This is a genomic window from Nocardia cyriacigeorgica, from assembly GCF_005863245.1.
Taxonomy (GTDB): domain Bacteria; phylum Actinomycetota; class Actinomycetes; order Mycobacteriales; family Mycobacteriaceae; genus Nocardia; species Nocardia cyriacigeorgica_C.
This window is the reverse complement of sequence record NZ_VBUT01000015.1, coordinates 38,060-63,367: the sequence shown is the minus strand read 5'-3', so window position 1 is coordinate 63,367 and position 25,308 is coordinate 38,060. Positions and strand designations below refer to the sequence as shown.

At 64.3% G+C, this 25,308-nt stretch carries 26 protein-coding genes; 8 read left to right on the top strand and 18 right to left on the bottom strand.

Translation table 11 applies throughout. The features are described from left to right. The first annotated feature begins 153 nt into the window (after positions 1-153). A complete protein-coding gene (locus FEK34_RS28785) occupies positions 154-660 on the top strand; it encodes a hypothetical protein (protein ID WP_228802670.1) in 507 nt (168 codons plus the stop codon). Positions 661-910: 250 nt separating this feature from the next. On the opposite strand, the gene FEK34_RS28780 is transcribed toward FEK34_RS28785, so the two are convergent. From FEK34_RS28780 to FEK34_RS28735, 9 genes are all read right to left on the bottom strand, one after another. Next, positions 911-1,825, bottom strand: coding sequence for a hypothetical protein (locus FEK34_RS28780; protein WP_138453016.1), 915 nt, complete (start codon positions 1,823-1,825; stop codon positions 911-913). Between the two features lie 136 nt (positions 1,826-1,961). Then, positions 1,962-3,164 carry an RCC1 domain-containing protein gene (locus FEK34_RS28775; protein ID WP_138453014.1) on the bottom strand — a complete coding sequence of 401 codons (1,203 nt, stop codon included), beginning with the start codon at positions 3,162-3,164 and terminating at the stop codon, positions 1,962-1,964. A gap of 436 nt (positions 3,165-3,600) precedes the next feature. Continuing rightward, positions 3,601-4,197, bottom strand: a complete 597-nt coding sequence (locus tag FEK34_RS28770) for a hypothetical protein (protein WP_138453012.1) — start codon at positions 4,195-4,197, stop codon at positions 3,601-3,603. 62 nt (positions 4,198-4,259) lie between these two features. After that, positions 4,260-4,850 carry a hypothetical protein gene (locus FEK34_RS28765; protein WP_138453011.1) on the bottom strand — a complete coding sequence of 197 codons (591 nt, stop codon included), beginning with the start codon at positions 4,848-4,850 and terminating at the stop codon, positions 4,260-4,262. Positions 4,851-6,346: 1,496 nt separating this feature from the next. Next, a complete protein-coding gene (locus FEK34_RS28755) occupies positions 6,347-6,886 on the bottom strand; it encodes a DUF3558 family protein (RefSeq protein ID WP_138453007.1) in 540 nt (179 codons plus the stop codon). After that, positions 6,883-7,944, bottom strand: coding sequence for a HEAT repeat domain-containing protein (locus FEK34_RS28750; protein WP_138453005.1), 1,062 nt, complete (start codon positions 7,942-7,944; stop codon positions 6,883-6,885). The genes FEK34_RS28755 and FEK34_RS28750 overlap by 4 nt, the downstream gene beginning before the upstream one ends. Beyond that, entirely contained in the window at positions 7,928-9,253 is a 1,326-nt protein-coding gene (locus tag FEK34_RS28745) for a putative toxin (RefSeq protein WP_138453003.1), read from the bottom strand. Before FEK34_RS28745 ends, FEK34_RS28750 begins: the two co-directional genes overlap by 17 nt. A 6-nt stretch (positions 9,254-9,259) precedes the next feature. Continuing rightward, a complete protein-coding gene (locus FEK34_RS28740; protein ID WP_138453001.1) occupies positions 9,260-9,559 on the bottom strand; it encodes a WXG100 family type VII secretion target in 300 nt (99 codons plus the stop codon). A gap of 1 nt (position 9,560) precedes the next feature. After that, on the bottom strand, positions 9,561-9,881 hold the full coding sequence (locus FEK34_RS28735) for a WXG100 family type VII secretion target (RefSeq protein ID WP_138452999.1): 321 nt from the start codon (positions 9,879-9,881) through the stop codon (positions 9,561-9,563). A gap of 97 nt (positions 9,882-9,978) precedes the next feature. On the opposite strand from FEK34_RS28735, the gene FEK34_RS28730 reads away from it, so the two are divergent. Beyond that, positions 9,979-10,410 (top strand): hypothetical protein, encoded by a 432-nt coding sequence (locus tag FEK34_RS28730; RefSeq protein ID WP_138452998.1) that lies wholly within the window; start codon positions 9,979-9,981, stop codon positions 10,408-10,410. A gap of 31 nt (positions 10,411-10,441) precedes the next feature. Further along, positions 10,442-11,347 (top strand): dihydrodipicolinate synthase family protein, encoded by a 906-nt coding sequence (locus tag FEK34_RS28725; RefSeq protein WP_138452996.1) that lies wholly within the window; start codon positions 10,442-10,444, stop codon positions 11,345-11,347. Between the two features lie 12 nt (positions 11,348-11,359). Here the strand turns inward: FEK34_RS28725 and FEK34_RS28720 are convergent, their stop codons facing one another. After that, positions 11,360-12,019, bottom strand: coding sequence for an AAA family ATPase (locus tag FEK34_RS28720; protein WP_171048464.1), 660 nt, complete (start codon positions 12,017-12,019; stop codon positions 11,360-11,362). Positions 12,020-12,530: 511 nt separating this feature from the next. Here FEK34_RS28720 and FEK34_RS28715 point away from each other — a divergent pair. Beyond that, positions 12,531-13,625: a DUF4238 domain-containing protein gene (locus tag FEK34_RS28715; protein WP_171048463.1), complete on the top strand. Its 1,095-nt coding sequence runs from the start codon at positions 12,531-12,533 to the stop codon at positions 13,623-13,625. Positions 13,626-13,800: 175 nt separating this feature from the next. Here FEK34_RS28715 and FEK34_RS28710 read toward each other — a convergent pair whose 3' ends face one another. Next, the gene (locus FEK34_RS28710; RefSeq protein ID WP_138452990.1) at positions 13,801-14,487 is read right to left on the bottom strand and encodes a TetR/AcrR family transcriptional regulator; all 687 of its coding nucleotides are present in this window, start codon (positions 14,485-14,487) and stop codon (positions 13,801-13,803) included. Positions 14,488-14,578: 91 nt separating this feature from the next. On the opposite strand from FEK34_RS28710, the gene FEK34_RS28705 reads away from it, so the two are divergent. Together FEK34_RS28705 and FEK34_RS28700 are read left to right on the top strand one after the other, a co-directional pair. Further along, positions 14,579-15,754 carry a serine hydrolase domain-containing protein gene (locus FEK34_RS28705; RefSeq protein ID WP_138452988.1) on the top strand — a complete coding sequence of 392 codons (1,176 nt, stop codon included), beginning with the start codon at positions 14,579-14,581 and terminating at the stop codon, positions 15,752-15,754. A gap of 76 nt (positions 15,755-15,830) precedes the next feature. Next, entirely contained in the window at positions 15,831-16,643 is an 813-nt protein-coding gene (locus FEK34_RS28700; protein WP_171048462.1) for a PucR family transcriptional regulator, read from the top strand. Between the two features lie 55 nt (positions 16,644-16,698). Here FEK34_RS28700 and FEK34_RS28695 read toward each other — a convergent pair whose 3' ends face one another. From FEK34_RS28695 to FEK34_RS28675, 5 genes are all read right to left on the bottom strand, one after another. Further along, complete coding sequence (locus FEK34_RS28695) at positions 16,699-17,757, bottom strand: IS110 family transposase (protein WP_138452984.1); 1,059 nt, start codon at positions 17,755-17,757, stop codon at positions 16,699-16,701. 310 nt (positions 17,758-18,067) lie between these two features. After that, on the bottom strand, positions 18,068-18,481 hold the full coding sequence (locus FEK34_RS28690; protein WP_249358005.1) for an NUDIX hydrolase: 414 nt from the start codon (positions 18,479-18,481) through the stop codon (positions 18,068-18,070). Between the two features lie 305 nt (positions 18,482-18,786). Next, positions 18,787-19,455, bottom strand: a complete 669-nt coding sequence (locus FEK34_RS28685; protein ID WP_138452981.1) for a hypothetical protein — start codon at positions 19,453-19,455, stop codon at positions 18,787-18,789. A gap of 5 nt (positions 19,456-19,460) precedes the next feature. Further along, positions 19,461-20,600 carry a radical SAM protein gene (locus FEK34_RS28680; RefSeq protein ID WP_138452979.1) on the bottom strand — a complete coding sequence of 380 codons (1,140 nt, stop codon included), beginning with the start codon at positions 20,598-20,600 and terminating at the stop codon, positions 19,461-19,463. After that, positions 20,597-21,280, bottom strand: a complete 684-nt coding sequence (locus FEK34_RS28675) for an ATP-binding protein (RefSeq protein WP_138452977.1) — start codon at positions 21,278-21,280, stop codon at positions 20,597-20,599. The genes FEK34_RS28680 and FEK34_RS28675 overlap by 4 nt, the downstream gene beginning before the upstream one ends. A 292-nt stretch (positions 21,281-21,572) precedes the next feature. Between FEK34_RS28675 and FEK34_RS28670 the strand changes: the two genes are divergently transcribed. Together FEK34_RS28670 and FEK34_RS28665 are read left to right on the top strand one after the other, a co-directional pair. Then, positions 21,573-22,889, top strand: coding sequence for a helix-turn-helix domain-containing protein (locus FEK34_RS28670; protein WP_249359705.1), 1,317 nt, complete (start codon positions 21,573-21,575; stop codon positions 22,887-22,889). Continuing rightward, complete coding sequence (locus FEK34_RS28665; protein WP_138452975.1) at positions 22,886-23,779, top strand: phosphotransferase family protein; 894 nt, start codon at positions 22,886-22,888, stop codon at positions 23,777-23,779. The genes FEK34_RS28670 and FEK34_RS28665 overlap by 4 nt, the downstream gene beginning before the upstream one ends. Before the next feature lie 78 nt (positions 23,780-23,857). Here the strand turns inward: FEK34_RS28665 and FEK34_RS28660 are convergent, their stop codons facing one another. Further along, positions 23,858-24,211 (bottom strand): DUF397 domain-containing protein, encoded by a 354-nt coding sequence (locus FEK34_RS28660; protein WP_138452973.1) that lies wholly within the window; start codon positions 24,209-24,211, stop codon positions 23,858-23,860. Further along, complete coding sequence (locus FEK34_RS28655; protein WP_138452971.1) at positions 24,208-25,053, bottom strand: helix-turn-helix domain-containing protein; 846 nt, start codon at positions 25,051-25,053, stop codon at positions 24,208-24,210. Before FEK34_RS28655 ends, FEK34_RS28660 begins: the two co-directional genes overlap by 4 nt. Positions 25,054-25,308: the final 255 nt, after the last annotated feature.

Here is a 25,308-nt window from a genome sequence, read left to right as displayed (position 1 = left end):
CGACGGGCTTTGCCGCAGTGATGCCGAGACCAGTCCTACGACTACCTGCCCGGGCTCGGCCGGCCGTTGTCGGATGAACGACGGATACCCGCGCCATGAGGATGCTGCCAGGCTCGTATCCGACGAATCCTATCGATGAGCTGCGAGGCAAACATGTTGGTGACAACCATAATTGGACATCGCGCGATCCGTGCTGCGGCCACAACCATCACCATCGCGGCGGCGATCACGCTGGCAGGGGCCGCCGGTGTGTCCGCGGCGCCGGGCACGGGGAGTTCCGGAAGCAGTGACAGTGGCAGCAGCAGCGGAAGCGGGACCGGTAGCGGCGGCAGCGGGTCCTCGATCCCGCGAAGCAAACCCTGCAACCAGTCGACCCAATCCGGCGGCGAAGGCGTCACCGACACCCTCCACCACCTCGGCACGAGCGGACCCACCTCCTTCGTCCTGGCGTACGAGACCTACCGCATCCCCGACCAGATCGAAGTGTTCTACCAGGGCGGCCTCGTCCACAACACCGGCTACATCGGCGACGACATCAACCAGGGAACCGGATCAGTCGTCGTCGCGGTTCCCCCAGGAACCGCGACATCGGTCCTGGTCCGCGTCACCGGCCCCGGCGGCACCGACTGGGAATACACCGTCAACTGCCCGAACACCTGATCGAGATTTCGCACTTCGTGGCGATACGGTCCTCGCGTCCGGTCAATCTGTGAACCGCGAGGAAGGGTCTCAGGTACCCGATCGCTGCCGCCCGCGAGGGGTGGCGGAAGCGATCCGGACGCACAGGGCGGTGGCCGCGGGCGCAGAATGCGCGGCGCTGGATCAGGCAGCTGGATCGAGCGAATCTCATATGAAGCGATTCTCGGGCGAGGGCGTGTGCACGGCAGCTGGATCGGCGCCGCGATAGCTGTCAATTGCCTGCGCAGCCAGTCAGTCTCGGCGCACTACCAGGAGCGATCGGTGAGAACTCGAACTGGCCGCTGTCCCCGAGTACCCTGACATACCCCCCGGGCAAATCATTCGCGCAGTTGCTCACAAGCCGGATCCGGTCGCTGCCACTAGGAGCCGGGATCGTCCTCGTCTGCTTCCCTCCAAGGAGGGTCGCCACCAGTCTGACATTCTGGAATCCATGGCCCGCAAGTAGTTTCACCACGAGAACTTCGTTCTCGCCGGAGTCGATGGTGACGTTGTTGTCGGCAAAGTACTCCTTGCCTTCTTCGGTGCGGGCGATCGTGTCCTTGGACAGGTCGAAGTATATTGTCTGCGGTGGCTCGGTCGCTCCACCAGTTTCCGACCCCACGAAGGTTGTTCCGGCAACCCGGTCCGCCTGGCTAACGTCCACCCTCAAGTCCGACAGCCTTACTGGATCTCGACTGCCGTTGAAGATTTCGATCCGGACGGCAACGCCGCCCATCTGCCAAATATGCGGGGCATTGGCTGCCGTGTTCTCTGTATCTATTCCGGAGAACGGGTTCGCTAGGACTCGGTCACGAACCGCCTCGTCAGAGGATGGGACGACGATCGAGGCCTCGCGGGCGAAGTTGTTATATCCGAACAAGTGCTGAATTGTCAGCGTCACCTTGCGATGGAATTCTGAATCAACAGTGCTCTGTTCGCGGTGCTTGCTAATTTGGTTGCCGATCCCGGCGCCCAACAGTAGTGAGACAACGGTCGCTGCGGCAGCTATGCCACTCGCGAGGTTGGATTGATTCATCAGTTTGGCAATCAGTGGCGACGCTAGGCCGGCCGCGATAATCGCTGTCACCAGGGGGCCTGAGTCCGCGTCGAAGGCTAGGTAGATAAGCATCCCGACGACGAACGCCACGAAGGCGACCGCAGTCGCTGCAAGTATGAACTCCCGCGATGCCGATTGCGGCGCTGGATTGTCGGGACTTGTCTCATGAGTCGAGCCGTCGGGAAGAATGATAGGCAAAGGTGTTCCGATCTAGTGTCAGAAGCGGCTACGAAATAACCTGGACCGTTGGTGGTAGTATCGCACCCGATGGGTAATGGGGTGATATGGAGCTTGAATTGTTCTTCCCCCAGCACATAAATGTCTGGTCGACCAGGGTTGCGCACGTTATTTGGGATCCGACAGAAACATCGACAACTTCTTGGCCGAGCTCAACCTTCGCTGGTGATAGTGGTGAAACGTAGGAGGGTCCACCTGGGCTCGTCTCGCCGGAATCGTTGGCGCCCCAGCAGTAGAGCTCATTCGACTCGTCGACACCACAGATGTGAGTTGAATCGACGTCGACCATGCGAAACCGATGACTCGATGCTACCTCGGTGTACGCAGCGTGCGTTGTCCCACGTTCCTCGGTGATGACTTGTTCGTAGTTGTTCCCCCAGCAGATTGCCTTCCGGGACTTGTTTATTGCGCACCCAGTGTCCGACGAGCTATCAAGTGATATGTATCTGGACCCGTCGAGGGCCGAAACATGTATAGGGACTGGGTTCACCGCACCGTTGGCTTCCGTAGTCAGATCTTTTCCCCAACAATAGACTTCAGCGTCCGAATTAATCGAGCAAGCGGTCCGGACGCCAACGGCGATCTGTTCTGCGCTCTCGACTCCGGTGACCTCGACGGGGGTAAGGCTGGATGTGAAACCGCCGTTACCTAGTTCGCCGTTTTCTCCTGCTCCCCAACAGTATGCGCGCGAGTCGGCGGTGATCGCGCACACCGTGGCGCCGCCGATCGAAAACTGTTGGACGCGAGCGGCAAGGCTCGCAGGACTCGCGGGCTCGCTCGCGTCCTCCCGCTGGGAGGCGCCGACCGGTTCATACGTTCCATTGCCGAGTTGGCCGACAGTGTTTGACCCCCAACACTGCAGGCCCTTCGCTTTGGTAAGCACACACATGTTCGCGTAGCCCATCTCGACGTCGACGACCGCAATGCCGGCTCCGGAAACCCTTGTCGGCTCGTTGACATCGTCCAACGGTGACCCCGGTATCCCCAGGACGTTGTCAGTGTTGCTCCCCCAGCAGTAAAGAGCTCCTGCCTTCACGGCGCAGTTGCCGTAGCTACCGACCGCGATACTGGCGCCGAGTTCGAACGGGTCAGACGCGGCGGGGTCCCCGTGCGAGCACGCGCTGATCGTGAGCGCAGCCGCACCGACAAGAGCGAATCGGCGGAGGAGGATCCAGATCGATAGCTTCTTCATGTGCGCCTCTCCGCAGTCTCGCGCTGGACGTCGAGCCTATGCTTGCCAATCGGTTCGTTCTGGCGTTTGACCGATCGAACCCCGGTGTCATTCATTCGGGACCACTTCTACAGCAAGGTCATCCGACCTTTCCACGCAGCGATCGTTGGTCGGTTGCCATGCGTAGCCAGATGGTGGCCGCCGAAGGGCGACCGCGGGTAGGAAATTGTCGGCGCTGACTGCTGCGTAACCGGCTTCATCGGTGGTTCCGTAACTGCCGCGCCTGCCACGGGGATATCCCATCTGGGACCTCTCACGTCTCGACCCGGTGCTGAGTCGGCGAGGTCGCCGAGGCCCTCCGAGCAAACCGGTCACGCGCGCCGTCCCCGCGATCACACGGACTCAGAACCATGTCGCGCGTCGAGATCAGGAGCAGATGGGGTCTGTGCCCCGGCGGTCAGCGCCATGGCTCGAGCTGTGGGCATCCACCGGGGAAAATGGATTCGGATCCGTAGCCGCCGATTCGGCTCATGAAATGTTCCACCACCTTGTCGAGCCCCAGATGCTGAGAGCCGCGCGGGCCACCGGTAACCCAAATCGGAAGGCCCAGTCCCGCACGGTCGATGGCCTTCTGCTTCATCTCGACCTGATACACCGCGTCGGCGAGGAGCTGGTCGGCATCGGCTTCGGCGCACATTGCTCGCGCCGCGGAAATGATGTCATCGGCGGTCTTATCGCTGCATATAGGGACTTCGCTGGTCACTTCGGTGAGGAACGAGTTCCCTGTGCGAATCTCCTCGGGTAACTGGTTCCACTCGCTCTTCCAGTCGCGCCCGTTCACCCTGCCTCCGATGGAGTACTGCCCGAACTCGCTGTCGGTCATCCATCGGTACCCGCCTGCGCAGTTCCCCTCGCGCAGTTCTGGGGTCGGTATCGGAACAGCGGGGTGATCACCGCCGGTCGGCATGGGATCGTCGGTAGAAGCGCATCCAATCATGAAGAGCGATAGAGCGCTCACCGCCATAACAGCCCGGACGATGGTATGGATCGACACGTTTACTCCAAAGGGGGTGATGACTGAGCCGGATGCCTCCGGCCTCGCCGCGCCGCTTGCGGTTAGTAGCCGGGGCAGAATTGCAAAGCCGCCGCTTGAACGGCGTACTCGGCGGTGCTGCGACGAGACGCAGCTGACTGAATGACCCCACCTTCGGCGTCACCGGACCCAACCGGGCCGCCGCCAGTTTGCGCGATGAACTCGCGGATGGCTCTGTCGGTGAGCTCGGTCGGCCACTGCGCGAATATCTCTGCCTCGGCGAACGGCTCCGAACGTGTCGACTTGTCCTCCGGGATACCTGAACAGATCTCAGGAACCGTGTCCACCAACCTCCTGGCAGCATTCGTCAATTCGTCATCGCTGGTCTCGTTGCAGAATGCCGGATGATAGAACGCCAATTCGTACACGTAGGCGACACGATCACTGGCCGGCCCATACGAACCGCCAGCGCTTTTAGCTGAGTAGGCATCGCGATCCAGGATCCGGAACCCGCTCTCGCACAACGGGGCTGACTCATCCACTATGCCTGTGGCCGGATCATTGACCCACTCCGCGACCGAGCCGCCCGCGGCCCGGTCCCCAGCGCAGCCGGATGCTATCGCCGTCACGGCCGATGCGAAGCACACGGCTACTGCCAACCGATAATTACTCACTCCTACAACTCCTGCCAACAGACGTGCTGTCAAGTGGTCAGCGCGAAATCCATCCCGAAACTGTCAACTCGATCAGGGTTGGTACCTGTGCCGTGTGTTCGCGCAACTCAGGTCGAATGCACAGGTGCCGAAACGCGTGACTTGTCCAAGGTTTCCATCGCCGGACGTCCTGGAGTATCTGTCGATCGAACCACATCAGCCGCTGCCGGGAGGGACGGCGGCCTGACGGCAGATGGCCACCACCAGTCAAACGTGTCCACCTTTGTCATCTGGGTCCCTGTGACATAAGGAACTACGCGCTAGTCAGCGGCCACTGCCGTCTACTGGAATCCACCAAGTTGCCTGGCCGGTCACACCGGTACGGGTTCACGAACAGCCAGCTGGCTGACAGCAACGATTACCCTCGGTCGTTCTGCCGCATGAAGCGGGGTAGCTCATCGTCGCTGCCCGTGCCGGCGAGCTGCTGCGCGAATGCCGCTCGCGCCGCGGCGACGAGTGCCTCAGGGGGGTCGGGTGCCGCCGCGCTCACTGCTGCGAGGGCATGATCGGTCGCGGCATTCAAGCCGGTGCATGTGCGGATACCCTGGCCGGCGCACGCGCGGGTGAGGGCGGCGTCAAACGTGGGGCGGAGGTCGGCGTCACTGGGGTGGTACGAGTGGCGAGACACGGGCTATCGTATGTACTCTCCCCGTAGATTATGCGGAATCTGGCAAGTCGACTGGTCCGCATCATTTGAACAAGTACGCAACCATTGCGGCGCAACGACATCTGGATGGGCATCAGGATGCCACCGTTTAGGTAAGCTCTCACCTCCGCCCGCCTCTACCGTCCACGAAAGTGACACGGATCAGCGATAAAACCACGACGTACTGAGCTCAACCGGCTAGAACCCCGCACGACCTCGCCCTCAGTCAGCAGCCGGGTAGCCGTTCAGCGTGTATTTCAATTCGACAGACGACTTGTTGAGCGGTCGGTCGAAGTGTCCGTACTTGTCCCACATGCGCTCATGTTGTTGGCAGACATGCTGATACCCTCCCCGCTGGTTGCGTCGACGGTACGGGCAGCCCGGGACCTGGCACATGACGACGGGCAGCTTGTGGGGCGGGGGATAGGGGACCGGGGCCATGGCGAGATTCTAATTCGAGACCAGGCAAAGCTGGTGCAATCCGGTTTCGCCGCACCGTCAACCGTGTCGCCGCTGCTATCGTCCGACACGCTATCGTCGGTGCGCGAGCTGACCTTGGGCGACGGTGGCGACAACGATCCCACCAGTCCACTGGATATGCTCACCGGGCATGGCGTGGGCTTCTGTCCGAGAACGTATTCCGATACTGCGGGGTTCTCCTAGCCGCTCCGTCTGGGCGAGTGCCTCCGAAGGCGGACCTGTGCACGGCGAAAGTATCCGAACCACATCGAGTTTCACGTTCCTTGGCGCAGGCCTACCGGTTAAGGCGCCACGCGGGCCAGGGGGCCGTGACTGGGTCGTATCTTGAGAGTTATCGGGGGATTCCTGACGACAGTGTTGTGGCGGTCACGGTGTTTCGCTGGCAGGGATCATCAGGGGTTCCGGTGGTGGTGGTCGAGATGGTGATCGTGCCCCAGGTGGTGGCGAAGGTGGCGTCGCATCTGCGTTGGGTGGTGGTGTCGCCTGGGCGGTATTGGATTCCGGTGCGGCCGCCGATGGTGATGTCGGTGTATGCGCCGGTTGTCGGGAGGCGTTTGTAGGTGTCGAGGGGGATGGTGGTGGAGGTGATTTCGACGATGTGGTGCCAGACGGCGGGGTCGCTGCGCCAGTTGCAGAGCAGGATGTCGGGCCGTTGTGGTGTGGCTGGGATTTCCGTTGTGGGGTCGAGTCCTGCGTGGGTGAGGGTTTCGTCGGGGATGGTGCAGGGGTTCCAGATACCCGGTTCGGTGGTCGATGCTGATTGCGGTTCTGGTTGGTGATCCGGGCCGGAGCAGCCGGCGAGTTGTGCAGTGAGGACGAGGAGGGCTGCTGTCGCCGTGGTGTGGCGGGGGCCTGTGGTGTGGTGGGTCATGAGTCGGTGGGCAGTTTTCGAAGCGCGCGGGCTGCGGTTTGGCGGGTGAATCGGTCAGGGTCGTTGAGGAGTGGCTCGATGAGTGGGCGGACGCCGGTGGCTTTCATGTCGGCGAGGGCGTTGATGGCGTAGTTGCGGGTGAGGGGGTGGTCGAAGTGTTGGAGGATGATGGTGCGGGCTTCGACGGTGCGCATTTTGCCGAGGTAGGACAGCAGGCCGGCGATCACGGTGTCGCCGGGTGGTTGTTCGGCGATGAGCGCGGTGATGAGGTCGTAGTCGTCCTTCGTGCATACGGTGGTGAGGGCTCGGCCGGCCCAGAATCGGGTTTCGTCGGGTAGCGGTGGTGTGGTGCGGAGTTGGGCGGCGAGGACGTTGATGACGCGCTGGTTTCCTTTGGCAGAGCGGTCGTTGAGGTTGCGGATGAGTCCGGCGCGGATGACGGCTTTGTGGTGTTCGGGTGTGCCGCGCCGTCCTCGATGTTCGGGTCCGGGGAGTTTGGTGTCGAGGTGTTCGAGCCAATCGAGGAAGACCGGGATTGCTTGGGGCAGTGGTTTGAGCTTGGTGATCGGGCTGAGTGTGTAGGTGCGCACTCCGACGGCGGCAAGGTCGCGGACCAGGCGCAGGTCGAATCCGTTCTGGCGGTCGTGCAAGCGCGGGGGCGGGTTGTCGAGCCAGTCCGGTCGGTCGGGCATGCCGGGATAAGGCGGGTGGATCAATTCGACCTCACCGATCTGGTCGGCGTGGTGGCTGGGTCGGCTGGTCGCGTCCGTGGCAGCAGCGGGAGTGGGAGGAGCGGTTGTCGCGACCTGCTCGGCGAGAGTGAGTGCTGCTGTGGCGTCGATCCGCTTCCGGAGGGTGTGCAGGCGGGCGACGGAACCGCGGGCAGCGTCGGCCCACCGCAGGTAATCGTCTGCGGCCGAGGTCGACTCGACGACCGGCCGAACCTGATCGATAGCTTCTGCGAGGGCATCGGCGAGGGCGTCGACTTGGTTTGCGAGCGCCCGTAGCCGTTGAGCGGTCTGATCGCGGCCGGGCGGTGGGTCAGTGTCCGTCGCCATCGTCGAGCTCCTTGCGGATGAGGGTGATCTTGCCTTCGTCGACCAGCTTCTGGACCTCGGGGGTGAGCTGGGTGCGGTGGTCGGTGACCAGGATGACCGAGTATCCCTTGCTATTGGCGTAGTCGAGGTAGTCGGTGATCTGTTCGGTGTCGTCGCGGTCGAGTGTGTTCTTGTTTTTGACCTCGGTGACTTGTTCGTTGTCGTGGTCGATGTAGTCCGGTTCGCGGTCGCGGCCGTTGACGTTGATCTCTTCCTTTGGCCCTGGTGGAACCCCGGCTCGTTCTTCGCCGCGCTGGCCCGCGTCGGTGTTGGCTCTGCCGTCGCGGTTGCGGATGGGGTCGGTTTTGCGGGGTGTGCGGCCCAGGATCGGCCGTAGCAGCATCGATGATGCGGTCGCGTTGTTGTAGATGCCGGTGTTCGACTCGATAGCGGTTTTGACGAATCCGTCGAGTTCGACCATGAGGGTCTCGAAGTCGCGCACCGCTTGGGCGAGCAGTTCTTCGCGCTGGGATTCGATGATCTTGCGGTTGACCTGTTTGGCCGGCGGAGGGTTGGCGCCGGTGCCGGCTTCGGCGACGAGTAGGGCTTTCATCGCGACGTCGAGGCTGTTGAGGATGGCTTGGACTTGCTGGCGTTCCAGGTCGGTCTTGGAGGCGACCTCATCGCAGGCGGTTTTGAGTGCTTTGGCCAGGTCGCCGGTGTCTCGGTAGGCGATAGCCAGCCACTGCAGATCCTGCAGGATCGTGTCGATCTCTTCTTCGGTCTGGTCGGCCAGCTTGCTTTTCACCTCGTCGAACATGGCGTGGGAGTCGGTGTTGGCTTGTTCACCGAACGTGTGGAAGTGGCCGCCGGCCGCGCCGATCCGGGTGAAGTCGGCGTCGGGCCACTTCTTCTTGACGCGTCCCTCGATGTAGTCCCAGTGCGCAGGTCGATCGCCGGTGCCGCCGGCGGAGTACGTCGTGGGATGCATGGCCCGGGTCATCGTGGTGCCCTGAGGCTGCGGCGGCGGGGTGAACGGTGGCGCAGCCGGATCGTTGGCGCTTTCGGTTTCGGCGTGATTGAGCCCGAACTGATGTACCTGGTAGCCGAGTTCACGGGCGGCCATCGAACAGAACGAGGCGAGTTCGAAGACATCGGAGGCGGACTGGTCATAGCTTGTCGACCATCGCACCCCGGCTTCGTGGACACCGGCCGACCCGGTGACATCGAGCACGTCGTCGAGGGTGCGCAACGCGTGGTCGATGGTGTTGCTGGCCTCGACCAGCCGTGCTGCCGCCGCGAAATAGGCTTCGGGATCGATATTGCCCATCGGCGGCTATGCCCCGGATAGACCGAGTGTTTCGGCGTTGGCGCGCCGCGCTTGAACGTAGTTGTCGCGAATGTTGTCGATCTTGAGCCGGTAATCGGCGAGCTGGTCGATCACCGCCGTGATGTCGGCGTGCCAGCGACGATGTGCCTGGGCGAACGCGTCGGCGACCTCCCCGGTGAAACCGGCGGTGATCTGGGTCGCGGTGTCGGAGACATTCTGGATCTCGCCCGTAGCGGCGCGGATGAACCCATCCAGCGAGGCAGAGAACGTCGTCAATTGATCCAGGTCGAAGGAATGCGCTGCCACCTCACGCCTCCGGTGTCGGCGCGGGGGCGGTCTCGGTCACGGCGGCGCTGTTGTCGTTGTCCTGCTGCTGCAGCGCAGTCTTGGCTGCGGCGAGTTTGGCCGCCATATCCTCGAGCTGGCCGAACAGCGGGGTCAGCGTGTCGAACTCGCGGCGCCACAGATCGTTCATCGACGTCGCCGCGGGGCCCGTCCAGGTCGACTGCAAATCGGTATGTGCGCGGTCGATGGCGCTCGCGGCGTCCACCAACGTCGTATGCAGGGAATTGAGCCGATCTATGCCCGCCTGCAACTGCTCGGGCGAGAACCCCACCTCGTCACTCACTGGCTTCTACCCCCTCGAAATCTGGCCGGCCACGCTCCATCACGCACCGCCGGTACAGTCGCCATCGACACGATAGCGCGGAAGGGAGCCGAGGCCGATGACCAGGCGACGCTGGCAAGAGGACGCCTCACCACAAGCGCAGACCGACATCGACAACCTTTTCGACGAATGCGTAGACCTCATCAGCGGACAACTTGTCAAGCAGCGGGGATTCGGTCCGTTCGCCCTCGCCATCAGCCACGACGATCAGCGCAGTGTTCGCCTCGCCCCGGCATCCGCCACCAGCAAGGCCCGCATCCTCGACGCACTCGTCCAACCCGGTGACCGCGCCACAACCCGCGCGATCGCCGTCGCGATCGACGTCACCATGCCCGCCGGTGGCGACGCCGCGGAGCTCCTGGTCGAACACGCCGACGGCATCGCGCTGCAATTCCTCGTCCCCTACCACCTCGACAAGGCTGCCCCCCTTGCTATCGACGCCACCCTCACCTCGATCGCGAAACGGCGCATCTGGGGCCTGCGACTCTGATACGACTACTGACTCGGGTTACAACGGTGTCATGATGGTGTCTCCAGTGGTGGCTGTCGTTACCCCGTTCGACTCCCGTCTTCGGATCGATTTCGGCGCGCTGGGTGCATACCTTGACCTGCTCGCCGACGCTGGGGTTCGCAGCGTTCTGGTCAACGGGACGACCGGGGAGTTCGCCAGCCTGACCGTCGCCGAGCGCAGCACTGTCGTCGAGTTCTGCCGGGAGAAGTGGCCGTGGCAGCTGATCGCGCATGCCGGTGCCAGCGCTGCCGCGGACGCGGTCGCCATGGTCGAGCACGCCAACGACCACGCCGACGCTCTCGCGCTGATCGCGCCGTTCTTCTTCGCCGGCGTCGACGTGGATGGGGTGGAACGCTTCTTCGATCAGGTGCTGGCATCCACCAGAATCCCGGCCCTGCTCTACAACTTCCCCCGCCACACCCAGCTCACCCTCGACCCGCTCATGGTCGGGCGGCTGGCGGTACGACACCCACAACTCATCGGGGTGAAGGACTCGGGCAAGGACCGCGCTGTCACCCGCGCCTACCAACAGCACAGCCCCGGCCTGCAGGTACTCATCGGTGACGACAGCCTCGGCGCGAAAATCGTCGACCTCGGTATCGACGGTGTGGTCACCGGCGCCGGCGGCCCAGTCGCCGAGCTGCCGGTAGCGATCGCGGCAGCGATCACCGCAGGTGACCGGGAGCGCGCGGAGCGGCGGCAGGCGCAGTTCGACCACTACACCAACTACCGGCGCGGGGTGCCGATCTCTGATATCGCGTTCGCCAAAGCCGCCCTCACCGCCCGGCTCCCAGGGTTCCCGGCCCATGTCCGCGCACCGCTGGTCACCGCCACCGACGAACGCCGGGATGCGATCCGCGCGTTCATACGCGACGAAATGCCCCTCGATGGGATCGGTCACCCGCCGCAAGCGTGAGTGTGAGTCGGGTCAGTTGTCGATGACGAGATCGACAACCGCATGGGCGGTCTCGCGAACACCGCTGTCGAGGACCTCGGCCCGGTAAGAGTCCCAATCGGCGAGCTTGGGCCGATCCCGATCAAGACCCCGCGCGACGATCCGGTCACGGATGACCTGGACCGGTGCGTCGATCCAGATGGTCGTGATCGGCGCATCGCTGGGTCCGTAGGCGAGGCGGAAGTGCTCGGCCAGGCGCCGGCGGTGTTCGGCAGCGGCGCGGATCGGCGACAGGAAGGGCGCGTCGAGCACCACAGTACAGCGGGCGGCCACGGTCAGCCCGGTGCGGATCAGGCCGTCGTAGATGCCGGGCGCGACGACGGCCCGGTAGGTGGCCGAATCGCGGTCGTAGCGGTCGCCGGTCAATCGTTCGGTAACGGTTTCCTCGAGCAACGGCGCGAAGGTGTCCTTGTCCAGCCGGACCGCACCAGCGCACTCGGCCGCGTACCGGGCGGCGGTGGTCTTGCCGGACCCGGGAAAGCCGCACACGACCACAGCACCACCCTCGCGGTGGTGGGGCAGGCACGACCGCAACGCGGCGCGCGCCTGCTCGCTCAGCAACGACTGCCCATCAGCTGCCGAACCGTCCGTCCGGATGCGCCCGGCCCGACCTGCACCACGTTCGTTCGTCAAGAAGCTCACCCCAATTACATCCACCCGTCGATGTATCTGGCTGTGACGCTGCCATGATTGTCAACCCACTCATCGCGTGCTCGGATGGCCAGCATCTCGCCAAAAGCTATGCTTCCCAGCCTCTTCCGGACAGTACCCGATTGATCGTGTGCCCCTACCAAATCGAAGGATGGAAGGTGCGCACGATGCCAGCATCGACGCCATCAGCGCACTCCTCTCGGTTGTACACAGCATCGGCACGATCCTGGACTTGCCCTTTGACTGGCGAGTCACCCACGTCAACTGACCGCAGCCTCTGCTTGCGAACTGAACATGGAGTTTGGCATAAAGGGTGGTTCAACGGATGCCGAAAGTTTCCGGCTGTGCGGCGCTAGTCGGTGGCCGCAGCACCCAGCGCGCGGGCCAGCGCGGTCAGGCTGTCGGCGCTCACACCAGGTCAAGCTATTCATTGCGAGCGAGTCGGCGGCCTCGACTACGCGTAGGAGCGACACACAGCTCTACTCTGACGAACGTGGATCTCAATTTTCTCGCTGCGCTCAGCTCGGTCCGCCCGTTCGAGCACCGCTGGCTGGGTGCGGGGTTCACGCGCGAGTCCCGTGAGCAGGCTGAGCACGATGACACGAAGAAGCAGCACTACGTGCCGGCGTTTTACCTGCAGCGCTGGGCCGTCGACGGGAAAGTGCAGCCTTTCCAGGTCGACTCCCGCACTGCCCATCCGCCACAACTAGTCCGAGATGTGGGTAAGGCGAAGAACATTTACACCCTGCCTGAGTACGGCGCCACGATGGACTTGCCGCTCAGGTGGGTCGAGAAGCACCTGTCGCGGATCGAAGGCTTGTGCTCGCAGCACCTCGACGCGTTGGTTGAGCTGGACAGCGGCCTCGTCACCGACGATGCTCTCCGACAGGATATGTCGGTGTTCCTCGGGCTCCAGATCACCCGCACGCCCAGCCAACGTGAGCGGCACCTCGCGCTCATCAACGGGCCAGCCGCCGCGAAACGGGAGTACCTGAAACGCACATCACCGGGTGCGAACGCTACCGAGGTAGCGCAGCGAATGCGCCCACGTTTCACCGATCCCAAGCACGAGGCGATACACCTGATGATCGAGGACGTCCGATATCCGGTCGGGCCGTTGCTGCATCGCCGCAAATGGGCTGTGTACCGGACGAACAGCCCGTTGGTCACCTGCGACGATCCGGTGCTGTTCCTGGCCGGTCCGCCGTTCGAACGTTCCGTTTCACTGGCGGGCTCGAGTGCGGTCGTGCTGTACCCGCTGGACCCCTCCCATCTGCTGGTCATGCTGCGCTGGGACATGCAACATCGCGGTCCGCTCGTGCTCGACGTCGCGGAGACAGCCGCCGTGAATCTTGAGATCGTAGCCGCAGCAACGCGCACATCATTCGAACGTCCCGGCGACGACATCGCCTCCGAATGCTCGGTCCCAATCCGCGTGCCGATCCCGGAACTCGATGACGAGACCGCACAGTCGCTCGAAACCGAAGCCGCGTTGCAGTACCTGTTTGGCCGAGCCCGTCGAGTCAGCCGCTGGGCCGACTCCACAGCGAGCCCTGATTGGCCGGTACCACGTTGGTACTCGTCCTGACATCGTCGTCGCGGTCAAGCAGCATACTGAAACTCATCGACGACCGAACGACATCGTGCAGCTGATGACGCTGGGCGGTGAACGCGATCCTCACTCACAACCGCGCATACAAGTGCGTCATGCGGTGACGCGGAATCGACAACCATGCGGCGCCACAAACGCGGCGCGCTCACTGCTACCTACGCCTGCCTCGCAGTTCGATGGCGTCCAGGAACAGGTCGAGTGCTACGTCGAAGTGGTCTTCCTCGTCGACTTCGGCCAGGTAGGGCGCTACTGCGGCGATGCTGGGATAGCGGGCTGGGGGCAGGGTGAGGTATTCGCGGCTCCACGCCTCCCGGTCGCCGGCCATGGCTTCCTCAGGCAGCGCCATGAGTGTGGCTTCCATTGACGAGTAGGCCAGCGCGATCTCGACCAGGGCTCGGTAGCACGATGCGGCTTCGCGGCCTTGGAGGCCGGCCTGGAGGAGTGCCCCGAGGACGATTTCGGCGCCGTCGAATTCGGATGCTCGCCGCGCGGTGCGGCCGGAGACTGCCACAGCCACCTGCGGATGGGCGCGGCAGGCGAGCCGCACCCGCTGAGCGAGGTCTTTGAGGGTGGACCGCCAGTCGTCGGTCACCTCCACGCCGCTGAGTGCTTCGGCCATCAGCCGATCGGCCAAGGCGAGCATCAGTTCGTCCTTGCCGCGGAAGTGGCGCAGCACCGCGGTGTGGTCGACGCCGAGCTCGGTGCCGAGCCGCCGGAAGGTGAGGGCCTCGGAGCCGTCGCTCTCGATGACGCCCATCGCCGCCTCGATGATCCGATCCGGGGTGAGCGCACCCCGTGGACGGCGCTTCCGGGTCGGGGTCGCAGGGCTGGACGGCATCGGAACAGCATACAAGCGATTTAATCACCACTGTTGACACCAGTGGTGACAAATGGTTGCATTCCGGTCACCTCACAGGAACGGAGTGCGAATGTTCAAGCGAAGTGTGGTCGTCGCGGTCTCGGCGGCAGTATTGGCGGCGTCGTGGGCGGCCCCGGCGCAGGCGGACGGCGCGTTGCCGTTACCGCTGTTGCCGCATGTGCCCTTCTACTTCACCGACACCGCGCAGGCGTCGAACCGGCCGGAGCCGCTGACGGCTCGCGGGCTCACGGCTCTGGATGCGACCTACGTCTACAACGGCAAGACTCAGACCGTCACCGGCTTCCTCGAGCGCTCCTCGACCCGGGGTTTCCTGGTGATGAAGGACAACCAGATCCTCGACGAGCGCTACTTCAACGGTTACTCGGCCAGTAGCCGGTTCAACTCGTGGTCGGTCGGAAAGTCCATCACCTCGGCCGCGGTGGGGATCGCGGTGTCGGAGGGGCGGATCGCCTCGGTCGATGATCCGGTGACCAAGTACATCCCGGAGCTGTCGAAGAGTGGCTACCACGGCGTGAGCATCCGCGACGTGCTGCAGATGTCGTCGGGCACCGCCTACGACGAAACCGACTACACCGACCCGACGAAGGGGTCGACCGCCACCACCATTCGCATGGTCGCCGGTACCTCGCTGACCGACCAAGCCAAGGAGATCAAACGCGAGCGGCCGGCGGGAACCAAATGGAACTACGACTCGATGAACACCTTCGTCCTCGGCTGGCTCGTGACGAAGGCGACCGGGACGCCGCTGGCTGATTACGTGGAGGACCGGATTTGGAAGCCGGCAGGCATGCAGACCTCGGCGCTGATCGGTAAGGACTACACGGGCAACGCCATCGGCTACTGCTGCTATCACGCGACGGTCCGCGACTTCGCGCGATTCGGGTTGCTGTATCTGCGTGACGGCCGGGCCGGCGGGAAGCAGGTCGTGCCCCAGCAGTGGGTCCAGGACTCGACACATGCCTCAGCCCCGCACCTGCAACCGCATAACCTGCGTCCCGACAAGCCCGAAAGCTCGGAGAACAACTACGGCTACGGATATCAGTGGTGGCTCGGCGACGGCGACCGCGGCGACTACTCCGCGATCGGCATCCTGGGCCAGTTCATCTATGTCTCGCCCAAGGACGGCATCGTGATCGTCAAGACCAGCGAAGACCTCAACTCCGAGGTCAACATGGGCGAAGCGATCCACGCCTTCCGTGCCATCGCCGATGCCGCCGGCCGATGACCCCGAACCCCTGAAGCGCATCCGGTCCCGTCGAAGCCACGCACGGGACCGGATGGCACGCTCGCCAGGAGATCTGATGCCGACGATCGACGAAAACCTCCACGCACCCCCGTACTCGGAAAACGGCACCGCTGGCGCACTGAACGAGTTCGCGATCGCGCTGCTGTCCGGCGGCCCTGTCAGACTGTCGATCGCCCGTCATTTCCACATCCCCACGACGAGCACATTTGCTGTCGTCGCTGCGGGATTCTCGGTAGGCCAGGACAGTAGGGCGGCGGTGCCCGAGACCCGATTGAACGACATCCGCCGGCGCCTGGCAGCCGAATGCGGGTTTCCCGTCCCAGCGCTCCTGGGGCCTTGCTATGGCACGATCCTGATTCCGTCTTCCTCTGCCCTGGGACGCCGAATCTGTGACCTGCCCGCACTGTTGTCTGCGGTCGTGCGTCTGCCGACCACTGCTGTCGCTGTCGAATCGGAGACCGCCTCGATCGCAGAAGCCGCCGACACCGCCCACCAGCTACTCGACCTCGCCATCCGTCTCCGCAAACAGCCGCAGCTCTACCGGCTCAGCCAGCTGGCTGTCGAGTACCAGATCACCCGACCCGGACCCGGCCGCGACCACTTGGTGTCGCTATTAGAGCCGCTCGAACCACACCCAGAACTGATTCACACCGTGGAAGGACTCATTGAGCAGGGATTCGATCGCCAACGGACCGCCCGACGGCTATGCGTTCATCCCAACACCATCGACTACCGCATGCGTCGAATCTCGAGCCTGACCGGTTTGCCCGTGACACACGGATCCCACTTACGCCTATACGCAGCATTCACCGCGCGCGCGTTCGTTCGCGCCGAGCAGCGACACGACAGTCGCTCCTACCTTCGTTGAAGTCCCAAACGAGTCCTGGGTTCAGGGTCTATCTCGCTAGTTGGCTCCTCTCTGGTCAAGCCCCGGCCAGCAGAGAGGTACCGGCATCTCGGAGCATGATTCGGTAGACCACGTCGGAGAGTTGGCGTTTCAGGCACCGCAACGCTTCCTTGTGGCCTTTCCCGGCGGCACGTTTGCGCTGGTAATAGGCGCGGCCGACGGTGTCGCGGCGGATCTGGGTGATCGCGATGACATGCAGGGCGTCGTTGAGCTGACGGTCGCCCGCGCGGGAGAGCCGGTGGCGGCGGGCGTCTCCGGAGGACACTTCGATCGGAGCGACACCACCATAGGAGGCGAACGCGGCAGCGGATCGGAAGCGGCGGATGTTACCGGTGTGGGCGAGAATTTTCGCCGCTACCACGGTGCCAACACCATGGATGGTGGTGAGCTGGGTGCGTGATTCGGTGACGGCGGCGTCGAGTGAATCGGTCGCGGTGTCGATACGGCGATCGAGCCGGCGAAGTTCGGTGACCAGATCGACGGCAACCTGGCGGAGAGTCCGACCGTAGTGCTCACGCGGACGCACCGAACGCAGCAGCTGGGCCGCGGCCTCGGCGGTGAGCCGTTTGGGCAGCCCCGCGGGCACCAGTTGGACCAGCAGGCGGTGCAGCCGGTTGGCGGTCTGGGTGCGGGTGAGGATCAGGTCGTCGCGGTATTCGGTGAGCGTTCGCAGCACCTGGGCGGTCGAATCGGTGCGCATGGACTGCAGTCCGGTGCTGTTGAGTGCGGCGATACCGACCGACAGGGCGTCGGCTTCGTCGATTTTGCGGCCGTGGCCGGTCGAGAGCATTCTGACCCGGTGGGCGAGTTTGGCTGGAACATCGAGGGTTTCGATACCGTCGATGGCCAGCTTCTGCGCCAGGGGCGCCCCGAGTCCACGCGCTCCTTCGATCGCCCAGATCGCGTGGGGCCAGGCTCGGGCGAATCGGCGCAGCTGCCGATAGCCGGCGCGGTTGACCTCGACACGCAATGAACCGAGTGGCCGGCAGTGTTGATCGACAGCGACTGCCGTCCACGATGCTTTGTGTGGGTCGACAGCGATCACGACCTGACCGGTTGGAGTGGCTTTCGGCATGACACCTCCAGGAAGACCTACGAAACAAACGGTTCCGACGAGGAGGGCAAACCAACTTCGGGCGGTGCAGACCTCTCTCGAGCCACTCCCTGTCGGCGGCCACGGCCGGGACGCATGCCGTTAGAAGGTCAATCCCAGTGGATGACAGGTGTTTTCCGAGCGACCCCGACCGCAGCCTCGAAGATCATGGCTGCAGACCACGAACTCCGGCCCCAATTCAACAAGTTGGTACCTCTCTGCTGGCTGGGGCTTGACCAGAGAGGAGCCGTTAGATCCACAGTCCCCGGGACTAGCCACGTGCGCCGATTGGCTACCACCCGTACACGGAGAAGGTCTTGGTGTCTCTGATGTGGCCGAGTGCTGTTCGGCAATAGTCGATCAGGTGGTCGGGGAGCGCGTGGAGGGGAAACCAGCGCAGTTCGGTGCATTTGTCGGGTTCGCGGTTGGTGGGTTCGCCTGTCCAGGTCTCGACGATGAAGAAGAAGGCGATGCGCCCGCCGGAGGATGAGTTGTGCATGACGTGGGTGAATTCGACGTCGGCGGGGTTGATCCGGACACCGATTTCTTCGTCGGCTTCCCGAATGAGGGCGTCGATCACGGATTCGTCGGCCTCGAGGTGCCCTGAAGGCAGGTGCCATGCACCGTCCTCGTAGCCGGTGTTCTGCCGCTGTCCGAACAACACCTCGTCCCCACGGCGCAGCAGCAGGTGAACGTCTCCAGTCACTTTGTGCCGTTGAGGTTTCGCCGTTTGGGCAGGACGTGTGGTGGCTTCCAATGGGGAGCGCTCCTTCAAATGGTGTTTTGGGTGATGAGCGGGGCCGCGAGGACAGAGCGTAGGCCACTGGGCCACGTGCTGGTATTCGTCGGATGCATATCCGTTCGGCCGTCGCGCGCGATGAGCCCCGCGCCCTGTGTCCGCCAAGATGCGCAGCTCGAACGGCAGCCTTCAGCAGCACGTGCAGGCGAGCCGCGATGCCGAGCCGCACGGCCTTGCTGCTTCGTTGCTGGGGCGGATCTGTTCGTGGGCGTTCAGAACAGGTTCCAGTTCCGGAGGCTTGCGATGACCTCGGCCAGTTGTTCGCGTGTCATGTGTTTGCGGAGTGCGTCTTCGGAGGTTTCGCGGGCGGCGCCGTATTGCCACCAGACTTCGCCGGTTTTGCGGTCGGAGACGAGGAAGCGGTCCTTGAGTGCGGGTCCGCGGACGACCAGTGAGACGGTGTGTGGTTCGGCGACGACGGCGTGGACCATCGAGTGGTGCAGTGCGTAGGACGCCCCGATTGGTTCGGTGCGTGCTTGGAGTACGGGCAGTTTCGCGGGGTCGATGTGTTCGTCGATGTCGGTGTTGCCGAACAGGTAGTGGCGGTAGTGGCCGTGCAGGATGCGGCTGGCGTAGCTCCAGCGGTGGTTGTGGGGTCGGTCGAAGTAGCCGGGCAGGAAGATGTGCAGGCGTACGCGGACGCCGGTGTCGGGGTTGTCGTGCAGGACGATCTTGTCGAGGATGTCGTAGTGCTCGCACAGGTTCCACAGCTCGGGCCGGTCGGGGAGTTCGTCGAGACGGTCGCGGACGAGGTCGGGTTCGGCGGCCAGGTCGTCGAAGAACTGGGCGGCGTGGTTTTCGACCTGGTCGATGTCGTGCCAGTCGATCCCGGAGAGCCGCTGTGCGACGGTGTCGAGGGTGCGTGTGGTGGGGTTGGTCATCTTTCTCATTCCTCGGGTTTGGCGCTGGATTTCCACAGCCGGCAGACGGGCACGATGTCGTCGTAGGCCGAGCACGACGATGCGCCCATGACGAGTTCTTCGGCGGGGCAGCCGCCCATGCAGGAGGTGGCTTTGCAGCCGCCGCAGCTGCTGGTGGTGAGGGCGCTGGTGAACAGGTCGAATTCGTTGGCGCCGTGGTTGAGCTGGACTTGGCCGTCGACCATGTGGGCGAAGTGCAGGTCGGTGTCGAACAGGTAGGAGCAGACATAGGCGCGGCCGTCGGGGAAGATGGAGATGCGGTCGAGGGTGCGGCCGATGCAGCCTTGGTAGCCCTCGCGGGCGTATCGATCCATCTGGTCGCGGCGGGCGTAGGTGGGCTGATACCAGACGCGGGTCTGGTAGCTCGGGGCGATGGTGTTGAGGGTGTCGCAGAAGTCGATCCATTCCGGCGGTGTCATGGCCATGTCGGGGTTGCCGTGGCCGGTGCCGATGGTGGAGAAGACGTGGAATTTGAGCAGGCTGACGCCGAGTTGGTCGCTGATGTCGAGCAGGTGCAGGACGTCGGCTTCGTTGGCTTTGTTGACGGTGCAGATGATGCGGGTGTCGAAGCCGCGTTCGGTGAGTTCGGCGGTGGTGGCCATGGCGGTGTCGAAGGTCCCGGCGCCGCGGACCGCGTCATGGGTGGCGGCGCTGCCACCGTCGAGGCTGACCTGGACGTAGGCGAAGTCCGACGGCTCGAGCTGCCGGAACTTCTTGACTGCGGGGGCCTGTGCGTTGGTGGTGGTGATGACGTGCTCGTAGCCGAGCTTGCCGGCCGCGCGGATCGCGTCGCAGAAGTACGGGTGCAGGGTCGGCTCCCCGCCGAGGAGGGTGACTTTGCTGCCACCGAGCTTGCGCCAGGTGCTCAAGGTGTCCACGATCGCCGGCAGCGGCAGTTTGAGCGCGCGGTCGAGGCGTTCGCCCATGTAGCAGTGTTCGCAGCGCAGTTGGCAGGCTTCGGTGATGTAGAGGTAGACGTTGCGGAACCGGCCATAGGGGACGCGGTCAACGCGTTCGGGTTCGGGCATGTCGATGTTGCGCGGCATCCGCGCGTGGCCATAGCCGTCGGTGCGCAGTGTCGGGATCGGCAACGGGGTGGAAGTCATCGGGCAACACTCCGGGAGATGAGAAGCGGGGCAAGCAAGTTCGCCGCGCCGTTGACGCTGGTGGTGGTGTCGAGCTGGGTGACGGGCACGCCCGAGTCCACGAACGCGGCGCGGACGCCCTCGGCGGCGTGCTGGTAGCGGCGGATGCGTGCCTTCAACAGGCGCGGGGCGTCCCCGCGCCGCGGATGCAGCAAGCCGCCGCACCTCGCGCACGCCCAAGGATCGTCGGCGCGCGGGATGGCGGGCAGCCGCGGGTCGCCGATCGGATCCGGTTCACAGCGGTGGCAGACCTTCCTGTTCTTGGCCCGCTGCTGCAATGTCTTGGCGTCGGTCGACACCTCCACCGCCTCCACGCGCGCCTCCGGAAAAAGGGCGCGTTGTTCGGTGAGCAGTTGATCGACTTGTCGTGCGGCGCCGGGAAAGTTGTCCAACAGCACCGTGTGGAGATGCGGGTCTTCAGCGGTCGCGGTGAATAACGCGCGCAGCGCGGCCGATACGGTGTAGTCGTCGATCCAGCCGAGGCGTCGGCTGTCGGTGGCGGTCGCGGCCAGCACCTCGCGCGGAACATGCTCACGCAGCCGGAAGACCCGCCGGCCCGGTGCGCCACCGAGCAAGGTCGTCAGCGTCGTCTTCCCGGCTGCTGGCGGCCCGAACAACGCAACTACCAACGACAGACCCATCTCGCTCCTCCTCGTCGAATGCCGAAACCGACTGCGGCAAGCGTGCGGCGGGGAAGACGATGAAACCATCACGGCGACGCATGACGAGGTATGCGTCGAAGGCATAACGCGTTGTGCGGCAGCGTGATAGCGTCGCTCGATCATGGAGCCTGAGGGGGCGAATGGTCCCCGCGACCGATCCGGGAGCTGCGGGGTGACACGGAATCCACAACCGGGCCGCGCCTGCACGCGGTGCGGCGCACGACTCAACCGATACAACACCGGCACCGTCTGCGGCCCCTGCGAATCCGGCGTGCTGGAACCACCCGACCTACTGCGGGCGTTCTGGGAAACCGAACGGATGCGTGAGGCCCTGGCCACCTGGCATATGGGCCGCGTCATCTACGCCTACCGCACTCACCCACACCATGGACGCCCGATCGGGCAAGAGACAGTCGCCGGCTGGCTCGGCCTCACCCAAGGCCAGCTCAGCAAGCTCGAATCCGGTCGAGCACCCGAACAGCTGAGCAAACTCATCCGCTGGGCACAAACCCTGCGCGTCCCCGCCGACCTGCTGTGGTTCTCCCTCCCGCCACACGACACCGATACCCTCGACCAGGTGAACCGCCAAGACTTCCTGCGCGCCGCAGCGTCGATCGCGGTCGCCCCCGCCGCGATGACCGACTTGATCGGCGCCCTGGAACCGACACCGGTGCCGTCGATGGTCGGCCCGCACGAGATCGCGCAGCTACGCGAGGCGGCGAGCATGTTCCATTACTGGGACCACGCCTACGGAGGCGGAGTAGTCCGCGACGCCGTCGCCGCGCAGCTCCGCTACGCCGTCCGGCTCCTCGAAGCCCGCTGCGCCGACCGCCACCGCGGCGAGTTGTTCTCCGCCGTCGGCGTCCTCAGCCACACCGCCGCGTTCATGGCCTTCGACGCCTACGCCCACACCGACGCCCGTACCATGTTCAAACTCGCCCTGTCCTGCGCCGAAGAAGTCGACGACTGGCAACTACGCGCCAAGATCCTGTCCTCGATGGCACGCCAATCCATCTGGTGCGGCAACCCCGACGCCGGACTCACCTCCGCGGAACTGGCCCTCGTCCGCGCCGACCGCCTCACCGCAACCCAACGCGCCATGCTTCACACCACCCGCGCCCGCGCGCTCGCCAAAATGGGTCGCGTGCAGGACACCATGGCTGCCGTCGGGAACGCGGACGACGCATTCGACCAAGCAAGCCCCCGTAACGACCCGCCATGGATGGCCTATTACGACCACGCACAACACGCCGGCGATACCGGACACGCACTGTTCGACCTCGCCACCGCCGGCCGATTCATCCACGAGGCACGCACCCGACTGGCCATCGCCGTCGACGGACACACCGACCAATACGTCCGATCCCGCGCGATCTCGGGCACCAAACTAGCGACCCTGGTGATGACCGTCGGCGACCCCGCCGAGGCCGCCCTCATCGGACAACGCGCCCTCACCGACGCTGGCCTCTTGCGGTCCCGCCGCGCCACTGACGACCTGCATGCCCTGCGCCGCGCCGCCACCCAGCGCACCGACCAGCCTGAGGTCGCTCCACTGTCTTGCCGCATCGACGAGCTGCTCCATCCATGACTACCGACACTCACGACGCTGCACTGGAAACGCTGCACGTCGCATGCGACAAAGCCGGGCTGCCGCTCGACCGCGCGACCGTACTGAGCCGCAGCGAAAACGTGCTCTACCGGCTCGAAGCAGGAATCGTCGCCCGCGTGACGCGCCCCGGCCAGCAAGCGGCAGCCCGCCGGGAAGTCGCCGTCGCCGACTGGCTCGAAGCTTCCGGCGTACCGGCCGTGCAAACCTGGCCCGGCATCGACCAACCCGTCATCGTCGATGACCGCGCCGTCACCTTCTGGCGCGAACTCCCCCCACACCGGCACGGCCGCCCCGCCGAAATCGCGACCGCACTACGCCGACTCCACAACCTCCCACCACCGGACATCAACCTCGGCACCATCGACCCATTCGTCCGCCTCGACCACCGCATCGCCACCGCCATCACCATCTCCGACGACGACCGCGCATGGATGCGCGACCACCTCGCCGAACTACGCGAGCGCTGGCGCAACGTGCCGGCCGGGCTGCCCTGGTGCGTCGTCCACGGCGACGCCTGGGGCGGCAACGTCGTCGCCACCGACAACGGCGAGGTCTACCTCCTCGACCTCGAACGCACCTCCCTCGGCCCACCCGAATGGGACACCGTCCACACCGCCATCAAACACCACAGCTTCGGCTTCATCACCGACACCGAATACCGCGCATTCTGCAATGCCTACGGCCACGATGTCACCGACTGGTCAGGCTACGAACTCCTTCGCGACCTGCGCGAATTCCGCATGACCTGCATGGCCGCCCAAGGCGCCACCGAAAACCCCACCCACCGCGAACAGGCCGACCACCGAATCGGCTGCCTCCGAGGCAAATGCGGCCCGAGGCCATGGCGTGGATGGCGACCCATCACATAATTGCTTGAGCAGCGAGAGCGGTGCGGTCGGGGCCCAGACTGCGAGTGGGCGTAGTGGTCGGAGTAGCGGGTGTCCGGGCTAGGCTGCGGTCATCGTGAACTCGCCGCTCCGGACACCCGCCGCGAACGCTGCCCATTCTGTCGCCGTATACGTCAGTGCCACGCCTTCGGCGTCGCGGATCGTCACTCTGCCGTGGTCATCGCGGTGCATCAAGGGCAGGTCGGTGTCGGTACTCGAGACGAAGCGCAACGCTTGGTCCAGGAATGACGCCCACCGTGTGACCGGCAGCATGATTTCGGGCTGTGTCGCAGGATCGCCCGTGTATTTGCTGTCGCGTATCCGTACGACGTCGCCGTCGAACCGGATTTCCACGCAGGCGCCGCCATTGCTGCCGCTGTAGCTGCTCTTGCGCCACCCGTCCGGCGTGGTCATGCTGCGTCCTCCATTTCCTGGGCGATCTTCAGGATCAGGGTACGAGACTCGACGGGGCCGGTCGCTGCCGCTTGCAGCCTGTCCCACAGTCGAGCGTACGCGCGCACGTCTTCGGATTTGTCGATGTAATCGGCGTCGTTGTACCCGTCGAGGTAGACGACGTCGGAGGCGTCTTCGCCGAACCGCAGGAGGATGAAGTGCGCCCAGGCGTCGCCGACACTGCGGGCATTGAACGGCAGCACTTGCAGGGTGACGTGCGGATTACGGGCGATGTTGGCGAGGTGGATCAGGGCGTTCTTCATGACGGTCTCGTCGCCCACGACTCGGCGTAAAGCGGATTCGCTCAGGATCGCGTTGATCTTCTTGTTGCGGTCATCGAGGATTGACTGCCTCGCTAGCCGGACCGCGATCAGGTTCTCGATCTCCTCATCCGAGACGCGTGGCTGCCCGGTCAGCAACATCGCCCGGATGTACTCCTCGGTCTGGAAGATGCCGGGGATCACTTCGTGCTGGTACCACTTGATCTCGGTCGCGTCGGCTTCCAGATCGAGATACTGGCGGAACCAATCGGGAACGCCGCGACCACTCCAGCGGCCACGCTGGCGCCCGGCTCGCGCCAGCTGCTTGAGTGATTCGGCTTCGCTCGGGTCGACTTCATAGAAGTCCAGAAGCAACGTCAGATCTGTCAGCTTGATGCCGCTCTGCCCTTGCTCGAGCCGGCTGATCTTGCTCGCGGCCGAGTCGATCACCTCAGCCGCCTCGTCCTGAGTCTTGCCGGCCACCTCGCGGTACCGCTTGAGGGCGAGACCGAGACGGCGCCGCTGGATCGTGGGGCTTGTCATCGTTTCTCCGCTCCAGATTATTCGTGATCAACCGCCGATCGTTGGCTCGTCTGACGTACCAGTCCGATCGCGACTTCGCAAGAACCACACATTTGCATTCCTAAAATAGAAGTCTAGTTGTAGTCTGAACGGACTACCAAAATGGAAGTCTATTTCAGACTTTGGAGGCAACTTCGATGGCTCGACTCATGACGCTGACGAATGATCATCCGGCCGGGACTCGTGTCCGTAATCCGATTCAGCCCGCCGCCCGCC

Excerpts from the sequence above, each read along its gene's own strand:
- FEK34_RS28665 (WP_138452975.1), top strand. The coding sequence starts at position 22,886 with ATGACTACCGACACTCACGACGCTGCACTGGAAACGCTGCACGTCGCA.
- FEK34_RS28730 (WP_138452998.1), top strand. The coding sequence starts at position 9,979 with ATGACCAGGCGACGCTGGCAAGAGGACGCCTCACCACAAGCGCAGACC.
- FEK34_RS28785 (WP_228802670.1), top strand. The coding sequence starts at position 154 with ATGTTGGTGACAACCATAATTGGACATCGCGCGATCCGTGCTGCGGCC.
- FEK34_RS28655 (WP_138452971.1), bottom strand. The coding sequence starts at position 25,053 with ATGACAAGCCCCACGATCCAGCGGCGCCGTCTCGGTCTCGCCCTCAAG.
- FEK34_RS28725 (WP_138452996.1), top strand. The coding sequence starts at position 10,442 with ATGATGGTGTCTCCAGTGGTGGCTGTCGTTACCCCGTTCGACTCCCGT.
- FEK34_RS28750 (WP_138453005.1), bottom strand. The coding sequence starts at position 7,944 with ATGGCGACGGACACTGACCCACCGCCCGGCCGCGATCAGACCGCTCAA.
- FEK34_RS28695 (WP_138452984.1), bottom strand. The coding sequence starts at position 17,757 with ATGCCGAAAGCCACTCCAACCGGTCAGGTCGTGATCGCTGTCGACCCA.
- FEK34_RS28700 (WP_171048462.1), top strand. The coding sequence starts at position 15,831 with ATGCCGACGATCGACGAAAACCTCCACGCACCCCCGTACTCGGAAAAC.
- FEK34_RS28705 (WP_138452988.1), top strand. The coding sequence starts at position 14,579 with ATGTTCAAGCGAAGTGTGGTCGTCGCGGTCTCGGCGGCAGTATTGGCG.
- FEK34_RS28755 (WP_138453007.1), bottom strand. The coding sequence starts at position 6,886 with ATGACCCACCACACCACAGGCCCCCGCCACACCACGGCGACAGCAGCC.
- FEK34_RS28775 (WP_138453014.1), bottom strand. The coding sequence starts at position 3,164 with ATGAAGAAGCTATCGATCTGGATCCTCCTCCGCCGATTCGCTCTTGTC.
- FEK34_RS28710 (WP_138452990.1), bottom strand. The coding sequence starts at position 14,487 with ATGCCGTCCAGCCCTGCGACCCCGACCCGGAAGCGCCGTCCACGGGGT.
- FEK34_RS28685 (WP_138452981.1), bottom strand. The coding sequence starts at position 19,455 with ATGACCAACCCCACCACACGCACCCTCGACACCGTCGCACAGCGGCTC.
- FEK34_RS28660 (WP_138452973.1), bottom strand. The coding sequence starts at position 24,211 with ATGACCACGCCGGACGGGTGGCGCAAGAGCAGCTACAGCGGCAGCAAT.
- FEK34_RS28675 (WP_138452977.1), bottom strand. The coding sequence starts at position 21,280 with ATGGGTCTGTCGTTGGTAGTTGCGTTGTTCGGGCCGCCAGCAGCCGGG.
- FEK34_RS28680 (WP_138452979.1), bottom strand. The coding sequence starts at position 20,600 with ATGACTTCCACCCCGTTGCCGATCCCGACACTGCGCACCGACGGCTAT.
- FEK34_RS28745 (WP_138453003.1), bottom strand. The coding sequence starts at position 9,253 with ATGGGCAATATCGATCCCGAAGCCTATTTCGCGGCGGCAGCACGGCTG.